The sequence below is a fragment of the Pseudomonas sp. PWP3-1b2 genome (genome assembly GCF_049896045.1).
GTDB classification, from domain to species: domain Bacteria; phylum Pseudomonadota; class Gammaproteobacteria; order Pseudomonadales; family Pseudomonadaceae; genus Aquipseudomonas; species Aquipseudomonas antarctica_B.
The window spans coordinates 56,371-75,154 of record NZ_JAFCTN010000019.1 but is presented as its reverse complement, the minus strand read 5'-3'; the positions used below and the strand labels follow the sequence as shown (position 1 = coordinate 75,154).

16 protein-coding genes are annotated in these 18,784 nt (G+C 62.2%); 5 read left to right on the top strand and 11 right to left on the bottom strand.

Going from position 1 to position 18,784, the window contains the following annotated elements; genetic code table 11:
- Positions 1–19: 19 nt before the first annotated feature.
- The 5 genes from cobG (at position 20) to ACP7A2_RS14500 (ending at position 5,361) form a co-directional block, all read left to right on the top strand.
- A complete protein-coding gene (gene cobG / locus ACP7A2_RS14520) occupies positions 20–1,366 on the top strand; it encodes a precorrin-3B synthase (protein WP_426134754.1) in 1,347 nt (448 codons plus the stop codon).
- Positions 1,359–1,985 carry a precorrin-8X methylmutase gene (locus ACP7A2_RS14515; protein ID WP_426134753.1) on the top strand — a complete coding sequence of 209 codons (627 nt, stop codon included), beginning with the start codon at positions 1,359–1,361 and terminating at the stop codon, positions 1,983–1,985. Before cobG ends, ACP7A2_RS14515 begins: the two co-directional genes overlap by 8 nt.
- Positions 1,985–2,716, top strand: a complete 732-nt coding sequence (locus tag ACP7A2_RS14510; protein ID WP_426134752.1) for a precorrin-2 C(20)-methyltransferase — start codon at positions 1,985–1,987, stop codon at positions 2,714–2,716. The genes ACP7A2_RS14515 and ACP7A2_RS14510 overlap by 1 nt, the downstream gene beginning before the upstream one ends.
- Positions 2,716–4,353, top strand: a complete 1,638-nt coding sequence (cobJ, locus tag ACP7A2_RS14505) for a precorrin-3B C(17)-methyltransferase (RefSeq protein ID WP_426134751.1) — start codon at positions 2,716–2,718, stop codon at positions 4,351–4,353. The genes ACP7A2_RS14510 and cobJ overlap by 1 nt, the downstream gene beginning before the upstream one ends.
- Positions 4,354–4,590: 237 nt before the next feature.
- On the top strand, positions 4,591–5,361 hold the full coding sequence (locus tag ACP7A2_RS14500; RefSeq protein WP_348061026.1) for a hypothetical protein: 771 nt from the start codon (positions 4,591–4,593) through the stop codon (positions 5,359–5,361).
- Here ACP7A2_RS14500 and ACP7A2_RS14495 read toward each other — a convergent pair.
- The 11 genes from ACP7A2_RS14495 to aroQ all read right to left on the bottom strand — a co-directional run bounded on the left by ACP7A2_RS14495 (position 5,358) and on the right by aroQ (position 18,511).
- Positions 5,358–5,954 carry a MarC family protein gene (locus tag ACP7A2_RS14495; RefSeq protein WP_017253590.1) on the bottom strand — a complete coding sequence of 199 codons (597 nt, stop codon included), beginning with the start codon at positions 5,952–5,954 and terminating at the stop codon, positions 5,358–5,360. The two genes, ACP7A2_RS14500 and ACP7A2_RS14495, sit on opposite strands and share 4 nt — an antisense overlap.
- A 178-nt stretch (positions 5,955–6,132) precedes the next feature.
- A complete protein-coding gene (locus ACP7A2_RS14490; RefSeq protein ID WP_426134750.1) occupies positions 6,133–8,904 on the bottom strand; it encodes a response regulator in 2,772 nt (923 codons plus the stop codon).
- A gap of 115 nt (positions 8,905–9,019) precedes the next feature.
- The gene (purD, locus tag ACP7A2_RS14485; protein WP_426134749.1) at positions 9,020–10,312 is read right to left on the bottom strand and encodes a phosphoribosylamine--glycine ligase; all 1,293 of its coding nucleotides are present in this window, start codon (positions 10,310–10,312) and stop codon (positions 9,020–9,022) included.
- Between the two features lie 227 nt (positions 10,313–10,539).
- Positions 10,540–12,147 carry a bifunctional phosphoribosylaminoimidazolecarboxamide formyltransferase/IMP cyclohydrolase gene (purH, locus tag ACP7A2_RS14480; RefSeq protein WP_426134748.1) on the bottom strand — a complete coding sequence of 536 codons (1,608 nt, stop codon included), beginning with the start codon at positions 12,145–12,147 and terminating at the stop codon, positions 10,540–10,542.
- A gap of 82 nt (positions 12,148–12,229) precedes the next feature.
- Positions 12,230–12,550 (bottom strand): DNA-binding transcriptional regulator Fis, encoded by a 321-nt coding sequence (fis, locus tag ACP7A2_RS14475; RefSeq protein ID WP_002555375.1) that lies wholly within the window; start codon positions 12,548–12,550, stop codon positions 12,230–12,232.
- Positions 12,547–13,560, bottom strand: a complete 1,014-nt coding sequence (gene dusB / locus ACP7A2_RS14470) for a tRNA dihydrouridine synthase DusB (protein ID WP_426134747.1) — start codon at positions 13,558–13,560, stop codon at positions 12,547–12,549. The genes fis and dusB overlap by 4 nt, the downstream gene beginning before the upstream one ends.
- Before the next feature lie 185 nt (positions 13,561–13,745).
- Entirely contained in the window at positions 13,746–15,005 is a 1,260-nt protein-coding gene (locus ACP7A2_RS14465; protein ID WP_426134746.1) for a DUF3426 domain-containing protein, read from the bottom strand.
- Between the two features lie 30 nt (positions 15,006–15,035).
- Positions 15,036–15,914 carry a 50S ribosomal protein L11 methyltransferase gene (prmA, locus tag ACP7A2_RS14460; protein ID WP_426134745.1) on the bottom strand — a complete coding sequence of 293 codons (879 nt, stop codon included), beginning with the start codon at positions 15,912–15,914 and terminating at the stop codon, positions 15,036–15,038.
- Between the two features lie 273 nt (positions 15,915–16,187).
- Positions 16,188–17,549: an acetyl-CoA carboxylase biotin carboxylase subunit gene (gene accC / locus ACP7A2_RS14455; RefSeq protein WP_426134744.1), complete on the bottom strand. Its 1,362-nt coding sequence runs from the start codon at positions 17,547–17,549 to the stop codon at positions 16,188–16,190.
- Between the two features lie 17 nt (positions 17,550–17,566).
- Positions 17,567–18,031, bottom strand: a complete 465-nt coding sequence (gene accB, locus ACP7A2_RS14450) for an acetyl-CoA carboxylase biotin carboxyl carrier protein (protein WP_003188191.1) — start codon at positions 18,029–18,031, stop codon at positions 17,567–17,569.
- Positions 18,032–18,055: 24 nt separating this feature from the next.
- The gene (aroQ, locus tag ACP7A2_RS14445; RefSeq protein WP_426134743.1) at positions 18,056–18,511 is read right to left on the bottom strand and encodes a type II 3-dehydroquinate dehydratase; all 456 of its coding nucleotides are present in this window, start codon (positions 18,509–18,511) and stop codon (positions 18,056–18,058) included.
- Between the last annotated feature and the right edge of the window lie 273 nt (positions 18,512–18,784).

Genomic DNA, 18,784 nt, shown 5'->3' with positions numbered 1-18,784 from the left:
TCCGACGGGCAGGCTTTTCATGCCGCCGGACAAAGCAGGCATAATACCGCGCCTTTACCCGTCAACCGGTAGCCCCGTGAACCAGACGCCCGCCCTGAATACCTTACGCCCCTCGGCTTGCCCGGGGTTGCTGCGTATCGTCCAGGCGTTGGACGGTGGTATTTGCCGGATCAAATTGGCCGGTGGTTCGATCACTGCCGCCCAGGCGATTGCCGTGGCTGACGCGGCCCAGGCCTATGCGGGCGGGGTGATCGAGGCGACCAACCGCGCCAATCTGCAGATCCGCGGTATTGGCGCCGAGCAGGACGCCTTGATCACGACGCTGCTGGCCGCAGGCCTTGGCCCGAACAACGCCGCCGGCGATGACGTGCGCAACCTGATGCTCAGCCCCAGCGCCGGCATCGACCCGCAGATGCTGTTCGACACGCGCCCGTTGGCCGGGCAGATCCTCGCGACCCTGCAAAACCACCCGCGTTTCCATGAGCTGTCGGCCAAGTTCGCCGTGCAACTGGACGGCGGGGAAGCCCTGGCCATGCTCGAACATCACCACGACCTGTGGCTGTCGGCGTTTAAACGCGACGGCGAAACGTTGCTGGCGTTCGGCCTGGCCGGTTGCCCGGCGCTGGATGCGCCATTGGCGGCGGTGCCGCTGGACCAGGGCCACGCGCTGGTAGTGGCCGTGCTCGAAGCGTTTCTCGACCTCGCCACGCCCGAGCAAACCCGCATGCGTCACTTGGCTGTGGATAACTTGCTGAGCCATCTGCGCCTGCCGCTGTTGCCGGTCGACGGCTTCAAACGCCCGGCCAGTGGCGCGTTGTTGCACCTGGGCAGTTATCCACAGCTCAAAAAAAATCTGTATTACGTGGCTGCCGTTGCGCCCTTGGGCCGCCTCGATTCGACGATGCTCAAGGGCGCCGCGCAACTGGCGCGCGAGCAGGGCGACGGCACATTGCGTGTAACGCCGTGGCAGGGCGTGCTGCTGCCAGACGTTAAAAATCACGCCGCCGTGACTCGAGGCCTGCAGCAACTGGGTTTCCTCTGCTCAGCCGACCAACCGCTGGCGCGCCTGATCGCCTGCACTGGCTCAAGCGGCTGCGGCAAAGGCCTGGCCGACACCAAGGCCGACGCGGTGCAACTGGCCGCGCTGGAACCGGGACACGCCGTGCACCTGTCCGGCTGCTCCCGTAGCTGCGCCGCCGCGCACGTGGCGCCGGTCACCTTGCTGGCCGTCGGCCCGGGCCACTACGACCTCTATTTTCGCGACGCAGCCCACAAAGGTTTCGGCCGGCTGCACGCGCGCACCCTTTCCATTGAAGCGGCGGGCGCCCTGCTACGCGCTCGCCCACGGAGCAACACCGATGATTGATTACATCCGCGACGGTCAGGAGATCTATCGCAACTCCTTCGCCATTATTCGCGCGGAAGCCAAGCTGGACCGCATCCCGGCCGACCTGGAAAAACTCGCGGTGCGGGTGATTCATGCGTGCGGCATGGTCGATGCCATCGACGGCCTGCAGTTTTCCGAAGGCGCCGGCAAGGCCGGGCGCGATGCGTTGGCCGCCGGCGCGCCGATTCTGTGTGATGCGCGGATGGTCTCCGAAGGCGTGACCCGCACGCGCCTGCCAGCCAACAACCCGGTGATCTGCACCCTGCGCGACGACGGCGTGCCAGAGCTGGCGCGGGAGCTGGGCAACACCCGTTCCGCTGCCGCCCTGGAACTGTGGCGCCCGCACCTGGAAGGCAGCGTAGTGGTGATCGGCAACGCGCCGACGGCCTTGTTCTACCTGCTGGAAATGCTCGATGCCGGCGCGCCGAAACCGGCGTTGATCCTCGGCTTCCCGGTGGGTTTTGTGGGCGCCGCCGAATCCAAGGCGATGCTGGCGGCGGACAGCCGTGGCGTACCGTTCGTGATCATGCAAGGCCGCCTGGGTGGCAGCGCCATGGCTGCCGCTGCGGTCAACGCCCTGGCCACGGAGGTCGAATAATGCCGGCACGCGGACGTTTGATTGGCCTGGGCGTAGGCCCCGGCGATCCGGAACTGATCACGCTCAAGGCCCTGCGCCTGCTGCGCGAATCGCCGGTGGTGGCGTACTTCGTGGCCAAGGGCAAAAAGGGCAACGCCTTCGGCATTATCGAAGACCATTTGGTGCCACAACAGACGCTGATGCCACTGGTGTACCCGGTGACCACTGAAGCGCTGCCGGCGCCGATGTCGTACGAACAAGTGATCAGCGATTTCTACGACGCCTCCAGTGCCGATGTGGCCGCGCATCTGGACGCTGGCCGCGATGTGGCGGTGATCTGCGAAGGCGACCCGTTCTTCTACGGCTCCTATATGTACCTGCACGACCGCCTGGCCGAACGCTACGAAGCCCAGGTCATTCCCGGCGTGTGCTCGATGCTGGGCGGTGCTTCGGTACTCGGTGCGCCGTTGGTGTATCGCAACCAGAGTTTGTCGGTGCTGTCGGGTGTGTTGCCGCATGAAGACCTCAAGCGTCGTTTGGCGGATGCCGATGCGGCGGTAATCATGAAACTCGGTCGCAACTTCCCGAAAGTGCGACAGGTGCTGGGAGAACTCGGCCTGGCCGAGCGCGCGCTGTATGTGGAGCGCGCGACCATGGCCAACCAGAAAATCGTGCCGCTGGATCAAGTGGACCCGGCTTCGTCGCCGTACTTCTCGCTGATCATCGTGCCCGGCGAACGGTGGCAAGGGTGATGAATCCGGCGATTGTTATTTTGGGCCAGGGCAGCCTGGCGACGGCGCGCAAGGTCCAGCAGGTGTACCCCGGCGCCTTGATTCACGGTTTGGCCGGGCGGGTTGAAGGGGCCGACAGGGCTTACGACGAATTCGGCGCGACCCTGCGCCAGCTGTACGCGCAAGGCACGCCGCTGATTGCGTTGTGTGCGGCCGGCATTGTGATCCGCACGCTGGCGCCGCTGTTGCTGGAGAAAGGCGAAGAACCTGCCGTGCTGGCCGTGGCCGAAGACGGCAGCGCCGTGGTGCCGCTGCTCGGTGGCCTGGGCGGTGTGAACGTCATGGCCCGCGAGATTGCCGCTGCGTTGGGCGTGGCCGCGGCGATTACCACCAGTGGCGAGTTGCGTTTCGGCACCTGCCTGCTTAACCCGCCGAAGGGGTATGAGTTGGGTGACCTGGAGCTGGGCAAGCGTTTCGTCTCCGACCTGTTGGCCGGTGAGCGTGTGCGCATCGAAGGCGCCGCGCCGTGGTTGGATCAGGCCAATCTGCCGCAGGATCAGCACGCGCGCCTGGCCATTCATGTGGGCAGCGCCGAGCGTGAACCGGCGGCCAATGAGCTGATGATTTACCCGAAGACGGTGTGCGTCACTTGCAAGCCGGGTGAGCATCTGGCCGAGCGGGTGCGAACGGCGCTGCGTGAGGCGGGCATTGCTGTGCAATCCCTGGCGTGCCTGTTGGCCAGCGACACGCAAATGGCGCAAGCCTCGTTGCATCAAGCCGCGCTGGAGTTGGCGGTGCCGCTGCGTTTTGCTCAGGTGGCGCAAGACGCCGATATCCTGATCAGCGTCGCCGAGCAACCGCTGGACGTGTCGCACGTCGGCCGTGCCCGTGGCCGACTCGCCGTAATTGGCCTGGGCCCCGGCGCCGCCGAGCTGATGGTGCCGGCGGTGAAGGCCGAACTGGCGCGCTGCACCGACGTGCTTGGCTACGAAACCTACGTGCGCATGGCTGGGCCGTTCCGTGACGATCAGGTGCAGCACTGCACCGACAACCGCGAAGAAATGCAGCGCGCGCGCCATGCGTTCGAATTGGCCGCGCAAGGCCGCTCGGTGGTGGTGGTGTCGTCCGGCGACCCCGGCGTGTTTGCCATGGCATCGGCGGTGATCGAGGCGCTGCACGAATCAAGCGACCCGGCCTGGCATCAGGTCGACCTGGAAATCCTGCCGGGCGTTTCGGCCTCTCTGGCGACCGCCGCTCAGGCGGGCGCGCCGCTGGGCCATGATTTTTGCGTGATGTCGCTGTCGGACAACCTCAAGCCCTGGGCGATCATTGAAAAGCGCCTGGACCTCGCGTCCCAGGCCGACCTGGCGCTGGCGTTCTACAACCCGATCTCGCGGTCGCGGCCGTGGCAATTGGGGCGCGCGCTGGAAATCGTCGCGGTGCATCGCACACCAGAAACGCCGGTGGTGCTGGGGCGCGACATCGGTCGCCCGGGCCAGACCCTGCGCGTCACCACGCTGGGGCAATTGACGCCGGAGCAGGTCGACATGCGCACCATGGTGTTGATCGGTTCGTCCACCACCTGCGTGTTCCCGCGTGCGGGTGGCGGGGAGTGGGTGTACACGCCGCGCTGGTATGGCGAAAAACCCGCCTCCTGAAAACGCCTCTGCGCCCGACAGAAAGCTCCGAGTGACACTGGGTAATTACCCACTGTGACTCGGGGCTTTTTCTTTTTTTGCCGACGAAAACCGGAAGGCTGCTGCGCGAGTCCCGCAGTTGCTGGGCAGCGTTTTTCCGAGGGTGTGGGCAAGCGTTGTTTGTCGTCTGGAAAGCTCGCCTGTGCCTGGACTAGTGTGGACACACGCCCTATGTGGGGTGCTTGTGGAGAACTGAAAATGGAGCGATATCACGGACGAATCAACCGCGTGAAACGGCGCAAGTTGATTGCCGCTTATAAGCTGCCGGGTGCACCGGGTTTGGCGCCAATGGACACTGAAGATGACAGCAACGCGGCGGTGGTCAACAACGGGGTGATCTCGTTTGTCGAGGGCATGTCGGCGTTGAACCGCGAGTACATCCGCAAAAGCTACCTGCTGGCCAGCAGCTATGTGAGCGATGTGCTGAAGGCCCAGCGCGGCACCGAGGGGTGGTACAACGAATTTATTGCGGTGATGGTCAGCCTGGGCTGGCTGCCGGTGCGCAGCAGCTTTGAGCGGGTCTCAAGTGTCGGCAAGGGGCTGACCGTGCAATGCGCCGCGCTGAACATGATTGCGGCGATGTTGGCGACAACGTCGTTGGCCGGGCCGCTGCTGAACGCGCTGCCCAAGCTGGCCGCTGATGCCCTGGAGGCGCTGAAGCGGCAACCGGCGTCGTTCGAGTTGTTCAAGCGCAATTGCACGGTGCATGAGGGCGGTGATTTTGGTTTGGCGTCTTGCGCCCAAACCAATGGCGAAGTCACCATGGTGCTGGTGACTTACAGCAGCCGCGGTGTGAACAAACAGCTGGGGCTGCCCTTTCTGGAGTGGGACAGCGCCTCGTTCGAGGCCTTCAGCGGGCAGACGTGCCTGGTGCTGAATACCTCGGTGGTCAACCAGAAAACCCTTCAGATGATGCGCGAAAGCGCGGGTGACAAGGTGCAACTGGCTATCGCCAAGTACCGCATCTAGGGCACCAGGTAGCCGCGCACCCCGGTAAAGATAATTTGCGCGGCCAGGGCGCACACGAACAACCCCATCAACCGACTGACAATCTGCAAGCCCTGGTCGCCGAGAATCCGTTCGATACGGTTGGACAAGTACAGCACCACGCCCACCGTGAGGCTGGCCAGGGCGATGCTGAGAATCGCCATGATCTTGTCATCCCAATGCGGCTGGCTGACGCCCATCACCAGCAGGGCGCCGATGGTGCCGGGGCCGACCGTAAGGGGGATGGTCAGCGGCACGATGGTCACGTCCTGCTGCACGTTGTCCGTTTGCACGGCCGACTTGCCCTGGGCCATGCCCAGCGCGGAAATGAACAGCACGCTGCCGGCGCCAATGCGGAAGGCATCCACGGTGATGCCGAACACGCTGAAAATCACCCGGCCGAACAGGTAGAGCAACACGCTCGACACCAGGGTCGCCAGCGCGACTTTCCAGGCCAGGCGCCGTCGTTCCTTGCTGGAGTAACCGCGAGTCAGGCTGATAAAGCAGGACAGCACGAAAAACGGGCTGTAGAGCACCAGCATTTTCAGGTAGACGCTGAATAACACGTGGAGCATGAGAGGCGGCTCGCGGGCGGGGAAAGTGTGGAGAGTCTATCAGGCGACAAAGATCAAATGTGGGAGCTGGCTTGCCTGCGATGGCATCAACCGGGTCCGCCTGAGATACCGAGGTGTCTGCATCGCAGGCAAGCCAGCTCCCACACAAGCCAGCTCTCACAGGGGTTTGAATTTCAGGTCAGGACGGGGCGTGTTCCGGGCGCTGTTGACGCTGCGCCACCCAGAACTCCACCAGCTCGCGCAATTGCGACAACTCAACCGGCTTGGCCATGTGCCCGTCCATGCCTGCCTGGCGGGCGCGCTCTTTGTGTTCCGAGAGAATGTGCGCCGTCAGCGCCACCACCGGTGTGCGGATGCGCTGGTGACTGACTTCCCACGCCCGCAGTTGCTGGGTGGCGGAGAAACCGTCGAGGATCGGCATTTCGCAGTCCATCAGCACCAGGTCGTATCGCTGGGCTTTCATCGCCTCCAGCGCTTCTTCGCCGTTGCTGGCGGTGTCCGGGTTGAGGTTGAGCTTGCCGAGCATGCCGCGAATCACTTTGGTGGAGATGCTGTTGTCTTCGGCCACCAAAATGCGGAAGTCGCCTGGCACGGTCACCGCCGCCGGCGCGGCGAGGGCCTGGCGCGGTTGCACGACGCCCTTGCTGCGTTGGGTCAGCTCGTCGGCCAGGGTGGTCTTCAGCGTATAGCCGGCCACCGGTTTGGCGAGGATGCGTTTGATCCCGCAGTTGCGCGCGATGATCTTGCTCGGCGCATTGCTGATGCCGGTGAGCATGATCAGCAGGATGTCGTGGTTCAGGCTCGGGTCTTCCTTGATCTTCGCCGCCAGCTGCATGCCGGTCATGCCGGGCATGTTCTGGTCCAGCAGCACCACGTCAAAGTAATCACGCAAGTGCGCCTTGGTGCGCAGCAACGCCAGGGCTTCCTTGCCCGACGGCACGGCGCTGACGTTCAGGCCCCAGGCCGTGCATTGCTGCACCAGCACTTTGCGGCAGGTGTCGTTGTCGTCCACCACCAACACGCGGGCGCCTTTGAGCGGGCCGTCGAGGTCGGAGGTCGGGTGTTCCAGGCGCTCCGGGTCCAGCGGCAAGGTCAGCCACAGGGTGCTGCCTTGATGGCTGCCGCTCTTGATGCCGAACTCGCCGTTCATCAACAGGATCAGCTGGCGGGCAATCACCAGGCCGAGGTGGCCGCTCAAACGGGTGGCCGAGAGGAAATTCTTGCTGTGCAATTCGCTGTGCAGCAACGCGTCGCGCTCGGCAGCTTCCATCGGCAAGCCGCTGTCTTGCACGGCAATGCGCAGGCGCGGTTTGGTGCTGCGCTCGTCGAGGGCGACGACGATCAGCACTTCACCTTCGTCGGTTTTTTGCAGGGCGTTTTCCAGCAAGCTCAACATCGCCTGGCGCAGGCGCGTCGGGTCGCCGCTGATGACGCGCGGCACCTGCGGCTGGATAAAACTGATCAGTTCGACGTTCTGCTGTTCGGCCTTGGCGCGGAAAATACTCAGGCAGTCTTCAATCAGCGCGTTGAGGTCGAACTGCACATCGTCCAGCTCGATCTGCCCGGACTCCAGTTTGGAGATGTCGAGAATCTCGTTGATCAGCGTCAGCAGTTCGTTGCCAGCGCTGTGGATGGTTTGCACGTAGTCGCGCTGCTTGACCGACAGCGGCGTACCCAAGAGCAATTCGGTCATGCCAAGCACGCCGTTCATGGGGGTGCGGATTTCGTGGCTGATCTTCGCCAGGAATTCGGCCTTGGCGGCGATCTCGGCATTGCTGGCGGCCAGGTCGCGGCTGAGGCTGAAGCGCGCTTCAACGATTGCGCGCTGGCGCTCGCCCAGGGCCAGGCTCATCAGCAGGCCACTGAGGCAGATAAAGCCGAGCAGGGTCACGATCAAGCCTTGCGGCGCTACCAGTGTCAGGCCGAGCAGGGCCGGGAGGATGATCAGCGTGCCGATGTTGAACACCACCATCGCCGCCACGAACAAACGCGCGGGCCGGTAGCCTTTTTGCCAGTGATACGCCGAGACAAACAGCATGCTCAGGCCGGCCAGGGCCACCAATGCATAAGTGATGATGTTCAGCGGCAAGGTGTTGACGAACAACAGCAGCAGGCCACACAACACGATCAGCAGAATGTCGGCCATCAGCAGCTTATTCAGCGGGTGCGGGCCCAATGGCATGAAGAAACGGTAAGCATACATCAGCCCGCACGGCGCGGTCAGCAGCAGGGCGAGGTAGGCGCCCGGGGTCTGCACGGCGTGCCAGTTTGGCAGCAACGGCCCCACCAGGTTGAGCAGCAGTGCAAGGCTGAGCATCAACAGCACTTCGCAGGCGGCCAGCCATAAACTGCTGCGTGAGCGGTGATAGGCGAAGCGCGTGAGGTTGTGCAGGATCAGCATCACCAGGCAGCCGAACAGCAGGCCGTAGATCAGCGTCTGGTTCTGGTCGGCAGCGGCGAGCACTGCGGGTTCCAGCGTTATGTACGGGCGCAGTTCGTGTTCCGAGACCAGGCGCAGGTACACCTCAAGCGGCTTCTGGCTTTGCGGCATCGGCAGCATGAAGTCGCTGCTGGGCAGCGGGCGTTCCGCCTGGGGCTGGCGGGTGCCGGTGCTTTGTTGCTCCACCAGCGTGTCGCCGTCCAGTACATAGAGGCTCAAGTGCGAGAGGTCGGGGGCGAACACCCGCAGCACTTGCTCGTGCTTGCCGGGTTGCAGCTTGAAGCGTACCCACAGCGCGCCGTCCGGCTCGGCGGCGGTGATCCGGTCCAGTTCGATGGGGCTGAATTGATTGGTGTAGCGGGCGGAACGGATATCGCTCAGCTGCAGGTCGGCCTGTTCATCAAGCAATACTGCCCACCCACTGCCTTGCGCGGCGGCCTGGGCCGGGAACAAGCAGAGCAGTGTCAGCAGGCTGACTGTAAAACCTATGGCGATCCTGAGCCAGCGCACGGCGAAATCCCTTCGTAGGTTGATGCACGGGTTAACTATGCGCGGGGCGACATGGGTACGGCAAGGGCCAGAGGCCCTTGCCTAACCGAACGGATAGCTACGCAAGTGTAGCTGTTCAGCTGTTCTCGCCGCGTTCACGGGCAATCGCGCGATAGCCGATGTCTGTGCGGTAGAACAGGCCTTTCCAGTCGATTTTCGCCGCCAGCTTGTACGCCTGTTGTTGCGCGGCGTCGACACTGGCACCCATTGCGGTGGCACACAATACACGGCCACCGGCGGTTACAACTTTGCCGTCCTTGAGCGCGGTGCCCGCATGGAACACCTTGCCTTCCAGCGTAGCAGCCGCGTCCAGACCTTCAATCACATCGCCCTTGGCGTAGTCGGCAGGGTAGCCGCCAGCCGCCAGTACGATGCCAACGCTTGGGCGCGGGTCCCACTGGGCTTCTACTTTGTCCAGCGCCTGGGCGAGGGCCGCTTCTACCAGCAGCACCAGGCTCGATTGCAGACGCAGCATTATCGGCTGGGTTTCCGGGTCGCCGAAGCGGCAGTTGAACTCGATGACTTTCGGGTTACCGGCTTTGTCGATCATCAGGCCTGCGTACAGGAAACCGGTGTAGACATTGCCTTCCTCGGCCATGCCACGCACGGTCGGCCAGATCACCAGGTCCATCACACGCTGGTGCACTTCGCTGGTGACCACCGGGGCAGGGGAGTAAGCACCCATGCCGCCGGTGTTCGGGCCAGTGTCGGCATCGCCGACGCGTTTGTGGTCCTGGCTGGTGGCCATTGGCAGTACGTTCTTGCCGTCGACCATCACGATGAAGCTGGCTTCTTCGCCGTCGAGGAATTCCTCGATGACGACGCGCGAACCGGCTTCACCAAATGCGTTGCCGGCGAGCATGTCGCGTACGGCGTCTTCGGCTTCTTGCAGGGTCATCGCCACGATCACGCCTTTACCGGCGGCCAGGCCATCGGCCTTGATCACGATTGGCGCACCTTTTTCACGCAGGTAAGCCAGGGCCGGCTCGATCTCGGTGAAGTTCTGGTAGTCGGCGGTCGGGATCTTGTGGCGTGCCAGGAAATCCTTGGTGAACGCTTTGGAGCCTTCCAGCTGGGCCGCGCCGGCGGTTGGGCCGAAGCAATCCAGGCCACGACTGCGGAACAGGTCGACGACGCCTGCCACCAAAGGCACTTCGGGGCCGACGATGGTCAGGGAGACGTTTTTCTCGGCAAAATCGGCAAGCTGCTCAAGGGCCAGCACGTCGATGGCGACGTTTTCGCACTTGGCTTCAATGGCGGTACCGGCGTTGCCGGGGGCGACGAAAACCTTTTGGACGCGCGGGTCCTGGGCAACTTTCCAGGCCAGGGCGTGTTCACGGCCACCGCTGCCAATGATCAAAACATTCATTTCAAAAACCTCAAATTCTGTAGGCGCTCAGGGCGCGCTTCAATGTGGAGCCGAACTCACGTGGCGAGCGGGCTTGCCCCGCGTTGGGTTGCGAAGCGGCCCCAAAACCAGACGCCGCAGATTGCCTGATCCAGAGCGTTCTGCTTGATTGGGGCTGCTGCGCAACCCAACGCGGGGCAAGCCCGCTCGCCACAAAGGGCCCGCTCCCACATTTCGATCGAGTTGTATCAGTGGCGGAAGTGGCGCATACCGGTGAAGACCATGGCGATGCCGGCTTCGTCAGCAGCAGCAATCACTTCAGCATCACGCATCGAGCCGCCTGGCTGGATCACGGCGGTCACACCGGCTTTCGCGGCGTTATCCAAACCATCGCGGAACGGGAAGAACGCGTCAGACGCCATCACCGAACCCTGCACCTGCAAACCAGCATGCTCAGCCTTGATCGCGGCAATACGCGCCGAGTTCACGCGGCTCATCTGGCCGGCGCCGACGCCGATGGTCTGGCGGTTCTTGGCGTAGACGATGGCGTTGGATTTAACGTACTTGGCGACTTTCCAGGCGAAGATCAGGTCGTTGATCTCTTGCTCGGTCGGCGCGCGTTTGGTCACGACTTTCAAGTCTTCGCTGCCGATCATGCCGATGTCGCGGCTCTGTACCAGCAAGCCGCCGTTGACGCGCTTGTAGTCCCAGGCAGCGGCGCGGTCTGCCGACCACTCGCCGCAGGCCAGCAGGCGCACGTTGGCTTTGGCTGCAACGATGGCACGGGCCTCTTCGCTGACGCTTGGAGCAATGATCACTTCAACGAACTGGCGCTCGACGATGGCCTTGGCGGTCTCGGCATCCAGCTCGCGGTTGAAGGCGATGATGCCGCCGAACGCAGATTCAGTGTCGGTGGCGTAGGCCAGTTCGTATGCCTGGCGAATGCCGCCTTCGGCGTCGGGGCTGACGGCCACGCCGCACGGGTTGGCGTGCTTGACGATCACACAGGCCGGCTTGACGAAGCTCTTCACACATTCCAGCGCGGCGTCGGTGTCGGCCACGTTGTTGTAGGACAGCTCTTTGCCTTGCAGTTGGGTCGCGGTGGCGATGCCGACTTCGGCAGGCTTGGCCTCAACGTAGAACGCCGCGCTTTGGTGCGGGTTCTCGCCGTAACGCATTTCCTGGGCCTTGATGAACTGGCTGTTGAAGGTGCGCGGGAACTGGCTGCGATCTTCGGTGCTGAGGGTTTCAGCCGCCTGGTTCACGGTGCCCATGTAGTTGGCGATCATGCCGTCATAGGCCGCGGTGTGTTCGAACGCCTTGAGCATCAGGTCGAAACGCTGGGCGTAGGTCAGGCCACCGGCTTTCAGGCTTTCCAGCACGTTGGCGTAATCGCTGGCGTTAACCACGATGGCCACGTCTTTGTGGTTCTTGGCAGCGGAGCGAACCATGGTCGGGCCGCCGATATCGATGTTTTCGATGGCGGTGGGCAGGTCGCAGCCTGGCTTGTTGATGGTGGCTTCGAACGGGTACAGGTTAACGGCCACCAGGTCGATCGGCTTGATGCCGTGCTCGGTCATGATGGCGTCGTCGATGCCGCGACGGCCGAGGATGCCGCCGTGGATCTTCGGGTGCAGGGTCTTGACCCGACCGTCCATCATTTCTGCGAAACCGGTGTAGTCCGCCACTTCTACTGCGGCCACGCCGTTGTCCTGCAGCAGTTTGAAGGTCCCGCCCGTGGAGAGGATTTCCACACCCAGGGCTTCCAGCTCCCGGGCAAATTCGAGGATCCCGGTCTTGTCGGAGACACTGATCAAGGCGCGGCGGATCGGCAGGCGGGTGGTCTGGTCGGTCATTTCAATTTCCATCAAAAGCAAAGGAGTCAGCAAAAAAGGCGACCGTTTTTTACGCGGGCGCCTTTCTGGTTTGATTGAATGCTTACAGCAAATCGTACTGCTTGAGCTTTTTGCGCAAGGTCCCACGGTTCAGGCCCAGCAGCTCACTGGCTTTAGTCTGGTTGCCCTTGACGTAGTTCATCACGCTCTCGAGCAACGGCGCTTCCACTTCGGAGAGCACCAGGTTGTACACGTCCGTGACGGAAGCGCCCTCAAGGTGGGCGAAATAATTGTGCAGCGCCTTCTCGACACTCCCGCGAAGGGTCTGGCCTTCTTCGCTCGGCGTGTTGAGGTGCTGTTTCAAATTGACGTTGTCGCTCACGGGTGTTGTTCCACTCACTAAAGTCTCGGTCATCATCGTCATGCGGCCACCCCTTTTGCGTCCCCTGTCCCCAGGCTCTTTTCGCGCTCGCTGAAAAACTCTCGAACGGTGGCGACCTGTATTTGCGTTCCATCCAAACGATTGAAGCGGGCGCGAAACTCCTTGGCGCCCGGCAAGGTTGCGAGATACCAGCCGACATGCTTGCGAGCAATGCGTACTCCCATCACGTCTCCATAGAAGGCGTGCAGGGCGGCCAAATGCTCTAGCAGAATACGTTCCACCTCGACCAACTCCGGTGCCGGCAACATTTCGCCAGTACGCAGAAAATGCTCGATCTCACGAAAAATCCACGGCCGCCCCTGTGCAGCCCGGCCAATCAACAAGCCATCGGCGCCGGTAGCGTGCAGCACGCGACGGGCTTTCTCGGCAGAGTCGATGTCGCCATTGGCAAACACCGGCATCGACACTGCCTGCTTGATTGCGGCGATGGTGTCGTACTCGGCTTCACCGGTGTAAAGGTCGGCGCGGGTGCGGCCATGCACCGCCAGCGCTGTAATGCCTGCCTGTTCGGCGATCTTCGCCACCGTCAGGCCGTTCTTGTTGTCCCGGTCCCAGCCGGTACGAATCTTCAGGGTGACCGGTACATCCACTGCGGCCACCACGGCCTGCAGGATCTCGGCGACCAATTGCTCATCTTTCAACAACGCGGAACCGGCGGCCTTGTTGCAGACCTTCTTGGCCGGGCAGCCCATGTTGATGTCGATGATCTGTGCGCCCAGCTCCACGTTGGCTCGGGCCGCATCCGCCAGCATCTGTGCATCTCCACCGGCGATCTGTACCGAGCGGGGCTCGGGATCACCTTCGTGGATCATGCGCATCCGCGATTTGCGGGTGTTCCACAAGCTCATGTCACTGGTGACCATTTCCGAGACTACTAGACCCGCGCCCAAACGCTTGCACAGCTGACGAAAGGGCTGGTCGGTGACGCCCGCCATTGGGGCGAGGATCAAGCCGTTGGGCAATGTGTATGGGCCGATGCGTACCGCCGACATAGGACTTCCCTGTTGTGGGGCCGGATCATTAGAGTTCGAAAAAGGGTTGGCATGATACCCGCTCTCGATGACTGGATAAAGGCTGAATTGGATAAAATCTGAACAGTTATTTCTTTATCGCTACCGGTTTGGTTGCGAGAGGACCAGTCAAGAATCCGCCGTCAAACCTCGGCGTGTGCGCCTGTTCACTCGGGCGAATGGAAACTCAGGCTGTAATTCACCGCTTTGTTGCCCGGATCAAGGATGTCGAGGGAGATATGGATCGGTGTCTGTGATGGCATTTCGCTCACCCCGGCCAGTTCACCGCTCAGGTATTCGGCAGGCTTGAAGCGACGACTGGCAATCAGGCCACCATTCAAATCGGCAAAACGCAGCTCCAGCAGCGGGAAGGGCTGGGAGAACGTGGCACGGTTATAGATGATCGCATCCACCACCAGCGCCCCGGCGAACTCCGGGTTGCTGCGCACCACCAGGTTGCTGCTCTTGATGTGGGAGATATCAACCCGCGATGGCACTGTGCAACCGAGTGTCGGGCACAGTTGTTGGAACCACGGGCGGTAGGCGTCCTGACGGGCGAGGTCGTCGAATTGGTAAGCGACATACTGGGCAGCCAGGCCGGCGGCGGCCAGCAGCACCAGGATGATCCAGATCAGGCGACGGCCCCAGCCTGAAGGGCGTTTGTGCCCATAAAGGTGCAGCGGGTCGTCTTCCAGGTCCTGAAGTACGTCGTCGTGAGCGCTGGTTGCCGGGCGCGGGCGCTTGCCACGCGGTTGCGGCCGCTCTGCGGGTTTCGGCTCGTCCACATCGTGGGGGATGGGGCTGAACGGCGGGTCGAGATCGTCATCATCATCGTCATCGTGTGCGCGCAACGGCGGCGCTTCATCGACATCGTCGACGTGAAACGACATCGACGGTTCGGTGCGCTGCCGGGTTGCCGGCGTTTTGGCTGGCGTGGGTTCGTCTTCGGGCGTTGGGGAGCGCTCCTCAGGCGGTTCACTGAACAGGCTGGCAGCCCACTTTTCTTCTTCGGCCTTGACGGTGTGACGGCTGGCGCTGAGGGCGTCTTCCTTCTGCCTACGGTCAGTATTTGCCTGGCGGCGCTCCGCACCCAGCGGCTGCGCGTGCTGAATCTCGCGGCGTTCCAGCTTGGCCAGTTCTTCGTCCAGGTCCAGGTTGTCCAGGTCCAGCTCTTCGGCGGTCCACTGTTTCTGGCTGATGGCCCGGGGTGCCTCGGGAGCGGGCTCGAGCGTTTTCTCAACGACGACCGGCAGCTCGGGTTCCGGCGCAGACGCTTTAGCGCGCTGCTCCAGCAACTGGCGCGCTGCGTTGAACACTTGCAGGCACGAGCCGCAGCGAACCACGCCGCGGGCCACGCTCAATTGGGCGTGGTTGACGCGAAAGCGTGCTTGGCAATGCGGGCACTGGGTGACGAAACTGTCGGTCATGCGGCCATCCGATTCAGGCAAGCGCTCATTCTAGCGCCGACGACCACTGATGCGTACCCAGCCATCACGGTTAGCGATCGGATCCAGCTCGAAATCCCTGGCATAGGCGGCGGCGACGTCTTCACCTTGTTCGGCGAGGATGCCCGACAGCGCCAGACGGCCGCCCGGCTTGACCAGGCTCGACAGCTGCGGCGCCAGCGACACCAGCGGCCCGGCGAGGATGTTCGCGACCAGCACATCGGCCTGTACCTGGGGCAATTGCTCCGGCAGGTAGAGCGGGAATTTTGCTTCAGGGATGTTGTTGCGCCCGGCGTTATCGCGGCTGGCTTCAAGGGCCTGCACGTCGATGTCGGTGCCGACGGCTTCCTTGGCGCCCAGCAGCAGGGCGGCAATCGCCAAAATCCCCGAGCCGCAGCCGAAGTCGAGCACGTTGCAGTCGGTCAGGTCCTGGCCGTCAAGCCACTCCAGGCACAGCGCGGTGGTGGGGTGGGTGCCGGTGCCGAACGCCAGGCCGGGGTCGAGCAGCAGGTTGACCGCCTCGGGCTCAGGCGCGGCGTGCCAGCTTGGCACGATCCACAAGCGCTGGCCGAAACGCATCGGCTGGAAGTTGTCCATCCAGCTGCGTTCCCAGTCCTGGTCTTCGATGATTTCGCTGTGGTGCTCGGGCAGTGGGCTGCCGGTGAGCAGTTCCATATGGGCCAGAACGGCGGCGGCGTCGGTGCCGTCTTCGAACAGGGCCAGCAAGTGGGTGTGGGACCACAGCGGCGTGGTATTGAGTTCGGGTTCGAAGATCGGTTGGTCTTCGGCGTCCATGAACGTGACCGAGACGGCGCCGACTTCGAGGAAAGCGTCTTCGTAGGTTTCGGCTTGTTCTGGGCTGATGGCGAGACGGACTTGCAGCCAAGGCATGGCGGGCACCTTTGAAAAAATTGAATGTGCAGCGGGGGGCCGCGAAAGCGCGCAAGTTTACGCGAGCGGCGGGAGGGGTGTACACATAACAAATGTGGGAGCGGGCTTGTGTGGGAGCTGGCTTGCCTGCGATGCAGACACCTTGGTTTAACTACCGGACCGCGGCGATGCTATCGCAGGCAAGCCAGCTCCCACACAAGCCAGCCTCCGCAGGTTTTAGTGCTACCCAGAAACAACAAAGCCGCCCGAAGGCGGCTTTGTCTGGTGGAGCACTTACTGATTGGCCAGCTTGTGTTCCAGGTAGTGAATGTTCACACCACCTTCGCAGAAGCCTTCATCACGAACCAGATCCCGATGCAGCGGAATATTGGTCTTGATGCCATCCACCACGATCTCGTCCAGCGCGTTACGCATACGGGCCATGGCCTCGTCACGCGTAGCACCCCAAGTGATCAGCTTGCCGATCAACGAGTCATAGTTCGACGGAACCTTGTAGCCGCTGTACAGGTGCGAATCCACCCGTACACCGTTGCCGCCCGGTGCATGGAAATGCTTGACCAGACCAGGGCTTGGGATAAAGGTTTTCGGGTCTTCGGCGTTGATCCGGCACTCCAGGGAGTGGCCGTGGATCTTCACGTCGTCCTGGGTGTACGACAACACGTTGCCAGCGGCGATGCTCAGCATCTCCTTGACGATGTCGATACCTGTGACCATCTCCGAAACCGGATGCTCTACCTGCACACGAGTGTTCATCTCGATGAAGTAGAAACGGCCGTCCTCGTACAGGAACTCGAACGTCCCCGCGCCACGGTAGTTGATGTCGATGCACGCCTTGACGCAACGAGCCAGAACTTCCTGACGCGCTTTTTCATCCAGGCCCGGAGCCGGAGCTTCTTCCAGGACCTTCTGGTGACGACGTTGCAGCGAGCAATCGCGGTCGCCCAGGTGGATGGCGTGGCCTTGACCGTCGGACAGTACTTGCACTTCCACGTGACGCGGGTTGGTCAGGTACTTTTCCAGGTAGACCATCGGGTTGCCGAACCAGGCGCCCGCTTCGGAGCGAGTCTGCTTGGCAGCTTCGATCAGGTCTTCTTCCTTGTGCACCACACGCATGCCACGACCACCACCGCCACCGGCGGCCTTGATGATCACCGGGTAGCCGACTTCGCGACCAATGCGCAGCGCGGTTTCTTCGTCTTCAGGCAGCGGGCCGTCGGAGCCAGGAACGGTTGGCACGCCAGCGGCGATCATCGCGTCCTTGGCAGAAACCTTGTCGCCCATCAGGCGGATGGTTTCGGCTTTCGGGCCGATGAAGGCAAACCCGGATTTCTCCACCTGTTCGGCGAAGTCGGCGTTTTCCGCGAGGAAGCCGTAACCCGGGTGAATCGCGTCAGCGCCGGTCACTTCTGCGGCGGCGATGATGTTCGAGACTTTCAGGTACGAGTTCGTGGCCAGTGGCGGGCCGATGCAGATGCTTTCGTCCGCCAGTTTCACGTGCATCAATTCGGTATCGGCCGTCGAGTAAACAGCGACGGTCTTGATGCCCTCTTCCTTACAGGCGCGCAGGATACGCAGCGCGATCTCGCCGCGGTTGGCGATCAGGACTTTTTGCAGTTTCTTCGCAGGTTTCAACATCGAAGGCGCTCCGCGGTTCAAACGATGGTGAACAGCGGCTGGTCGTACTCAACCGGCTGACCGTTTTCTACCAGGATGGATTCGATGACGCCGGCTTTTTCAGCAGTGATGTGGTTCATCATCTTCATCGCTTCAACGATGCAGATGGTGTCGCCCACTTTCACGGTCTTGCCGACTTCAACGAAGGCTGGCGAGGTCGGTGCCGGGGTACGGTAGAACGTACCGACCATTGGCGACTTGACCACGAAGCCGTTCAGCGCAGGTGCGGCTGGCGCAGCAGGTGCGGCAGCGGCAGCAGGAGCGGCGGCCGGAGCAGCAGCGGCCGGAGCCGGTGCTTGCATCTGCGGTGCGTAGAACTGTTGTGCTGGCGTCTTGCTGTGACGGCTGATCCGTACGGACTCTTCGCCTTCCTTGATTTCCAGCTCGTCGATACCGGATTCTTCCAGCAGTTCGATCAGTTTCTTAACTTTACGGATATCCATGAATCATCAACTCCCAAGGGTCGGTCAGGGGCGCTTGGCCGGTTGTTCAATGTGTTCCAGGGCGGCCTCCAGGGCCAGTCGGTACCCGCTGGCGCCAAGGCCGCAGATCACACCCACTGCTACATCGGAGAAGTAGGAGTGATGGCGGAAAGCTTCGCGTTTGTGCACGTTCGACAAATGCACTTCGATGAATGGGATGCTCACCGCCAGCAGCGCGTCACGTAATGCAACACTCGTGTGCGTAAAAGCGGCGGGATTGATCAGGATAAAGTCCACGCCTTCGCCACGCGCGGCATGGATGCGATCAATCAATTCGTACTCGGCGTTACTTTGCAGGTAGAGCAGATGGTGGCCGGCTTCACGTGCCCTGCGTTCGAGATCGAGGTTGATCTGATCCAGGGTCACTGACCCGTAGACGCCCGGTTCACGGGTGCCGAGCAGGTTCAGGTTGGGTCCGTGAAGAACCAGAAAGGTCGCCATCGGCTGTTCCTTGTTATTGATGTGGGTACGGCAGAACCCGGCGACTATGCCGCAAAGCCTTTGTGACTGTCCAGTTCTATGCAGTAGGCGGCACGATTAGCGAGGATTGCGCAAAATTTGTGACCGGGGGCCGGATTCCGGTCATTGGTAATACCGTTTCACGGGCTACAAGGATTCAATGTGGGAGCTGGCTTGCCTGCGATAGCGGTATGTCAGCACATGATTTGTTGACTGACCGACCGCCATCGCAGGCAAGCCAGCTCCCACATTTTT

Excerpts from the sequence above, each read along its gene's own strand:
- cobJ (WP_426134751.1), top strand. The coding sequence starts at position 2,716 with ATGAATCCGGCGATTGTTATTTTGGGCCAGGGCAGCCTGGCGACGGCG.
- aroQ (WP_426134743.1), bottom strand. The coding sequence starts at position 18,511 with ATGGCGACCTTTCTGGTTCTTCACGGACCCAACCTGAACCTGCTCGGC.
- ACP7A2_RS14500 (WP_348061026.1), top strand. The coding sequence starts at position 4,591 with ATGGAGCGATATCACGGACGAATCAACCGCGTGAAACGGCGCAAGTTG.
- prmA (WP_426134745.1), bottom strand. The coding sequence starts at position 15,914 with ATGCCTTGGCTGCAAGTCCGTCTCGCCATCAGCCCAGAACAAGCCGAA.
- dusB (WP_426134747.1), bottom strand. The coding sequence starts at position 13,560 with ATGTCGGCGGTACGCATCGGCCCATACACATTGCCCAACGGCTTGATC.
- purD (WP_426134749.1), bottom strand. The coding sequence starts at position 10,312 with ATGAATGTTTTGATCATTGGCAGCGGTGGCCGTGAACACGCCCTGGCC.
- ACP7A2_RS14495 (WP_017253590.1), bottom strand. The coding sequence starts at position 5,954 with ATGCTCCACGTGTTATTCAGCGTCTACCTGAAAATGCTGGTGCTCTAC.
- cobG (WP_426134754.1), top strand. The coding sequence starts at position 20 with ATGCCGCCGGACAAAGCAGGCATAATACCGCGCCTTTACCCGTCAACC.
- ACP7A2_RS14510 (WP_426134752.1), top strand. The coding sequence starts at position 1,985 with ATGCCGGCACGCGGACGTTTGATTGGCCTGGGCGTAGGCCCCGGCGAT.
- accC (WP_426134744.1), bottom strand. The coding sequence starts at position 17,549 with ATGTTGAAACCTGCGAAGAAACTGCAAAAAGTCCTGATCGCCAACCGC.
- fis (WP_002555375.1), bottom strand. The coding sequence starts at position 12,550 with ATGACGATGATGACCGAGACTTTAGTGAGTGGAACAACACCCGTGAGC.
- accB (WP_003188191.1), bottom strand. The coding sequence starts at position 18,031 with ATGGATATCCGTAAAGTTAAGAAACTGATCGAACTGCTGGAAGAATCC.
- ACP7A2_RS14515 (WP_426134753.1), top strand. The coding sequence starts at position 1,359 with ATGATTGATTACATCCGCGACGGTCAGGAGATCTATCGCAACTCCTTC.
- purH (WP_426134748.1), bottom strand. The coding sequence starts at position 12,147 with ATGACCGACCAGACCACCCGCCTGCCGATCCGCCGCGCCTTGATCAGT.
- ACP7A2_RS14465 (WP_426134746.1), bottom strand. The coding sequence starts at position 15,005 with ATGACCGACAGTTTCGTCACCCAGTGCCCGCATTGCCAAGCACGCTTT.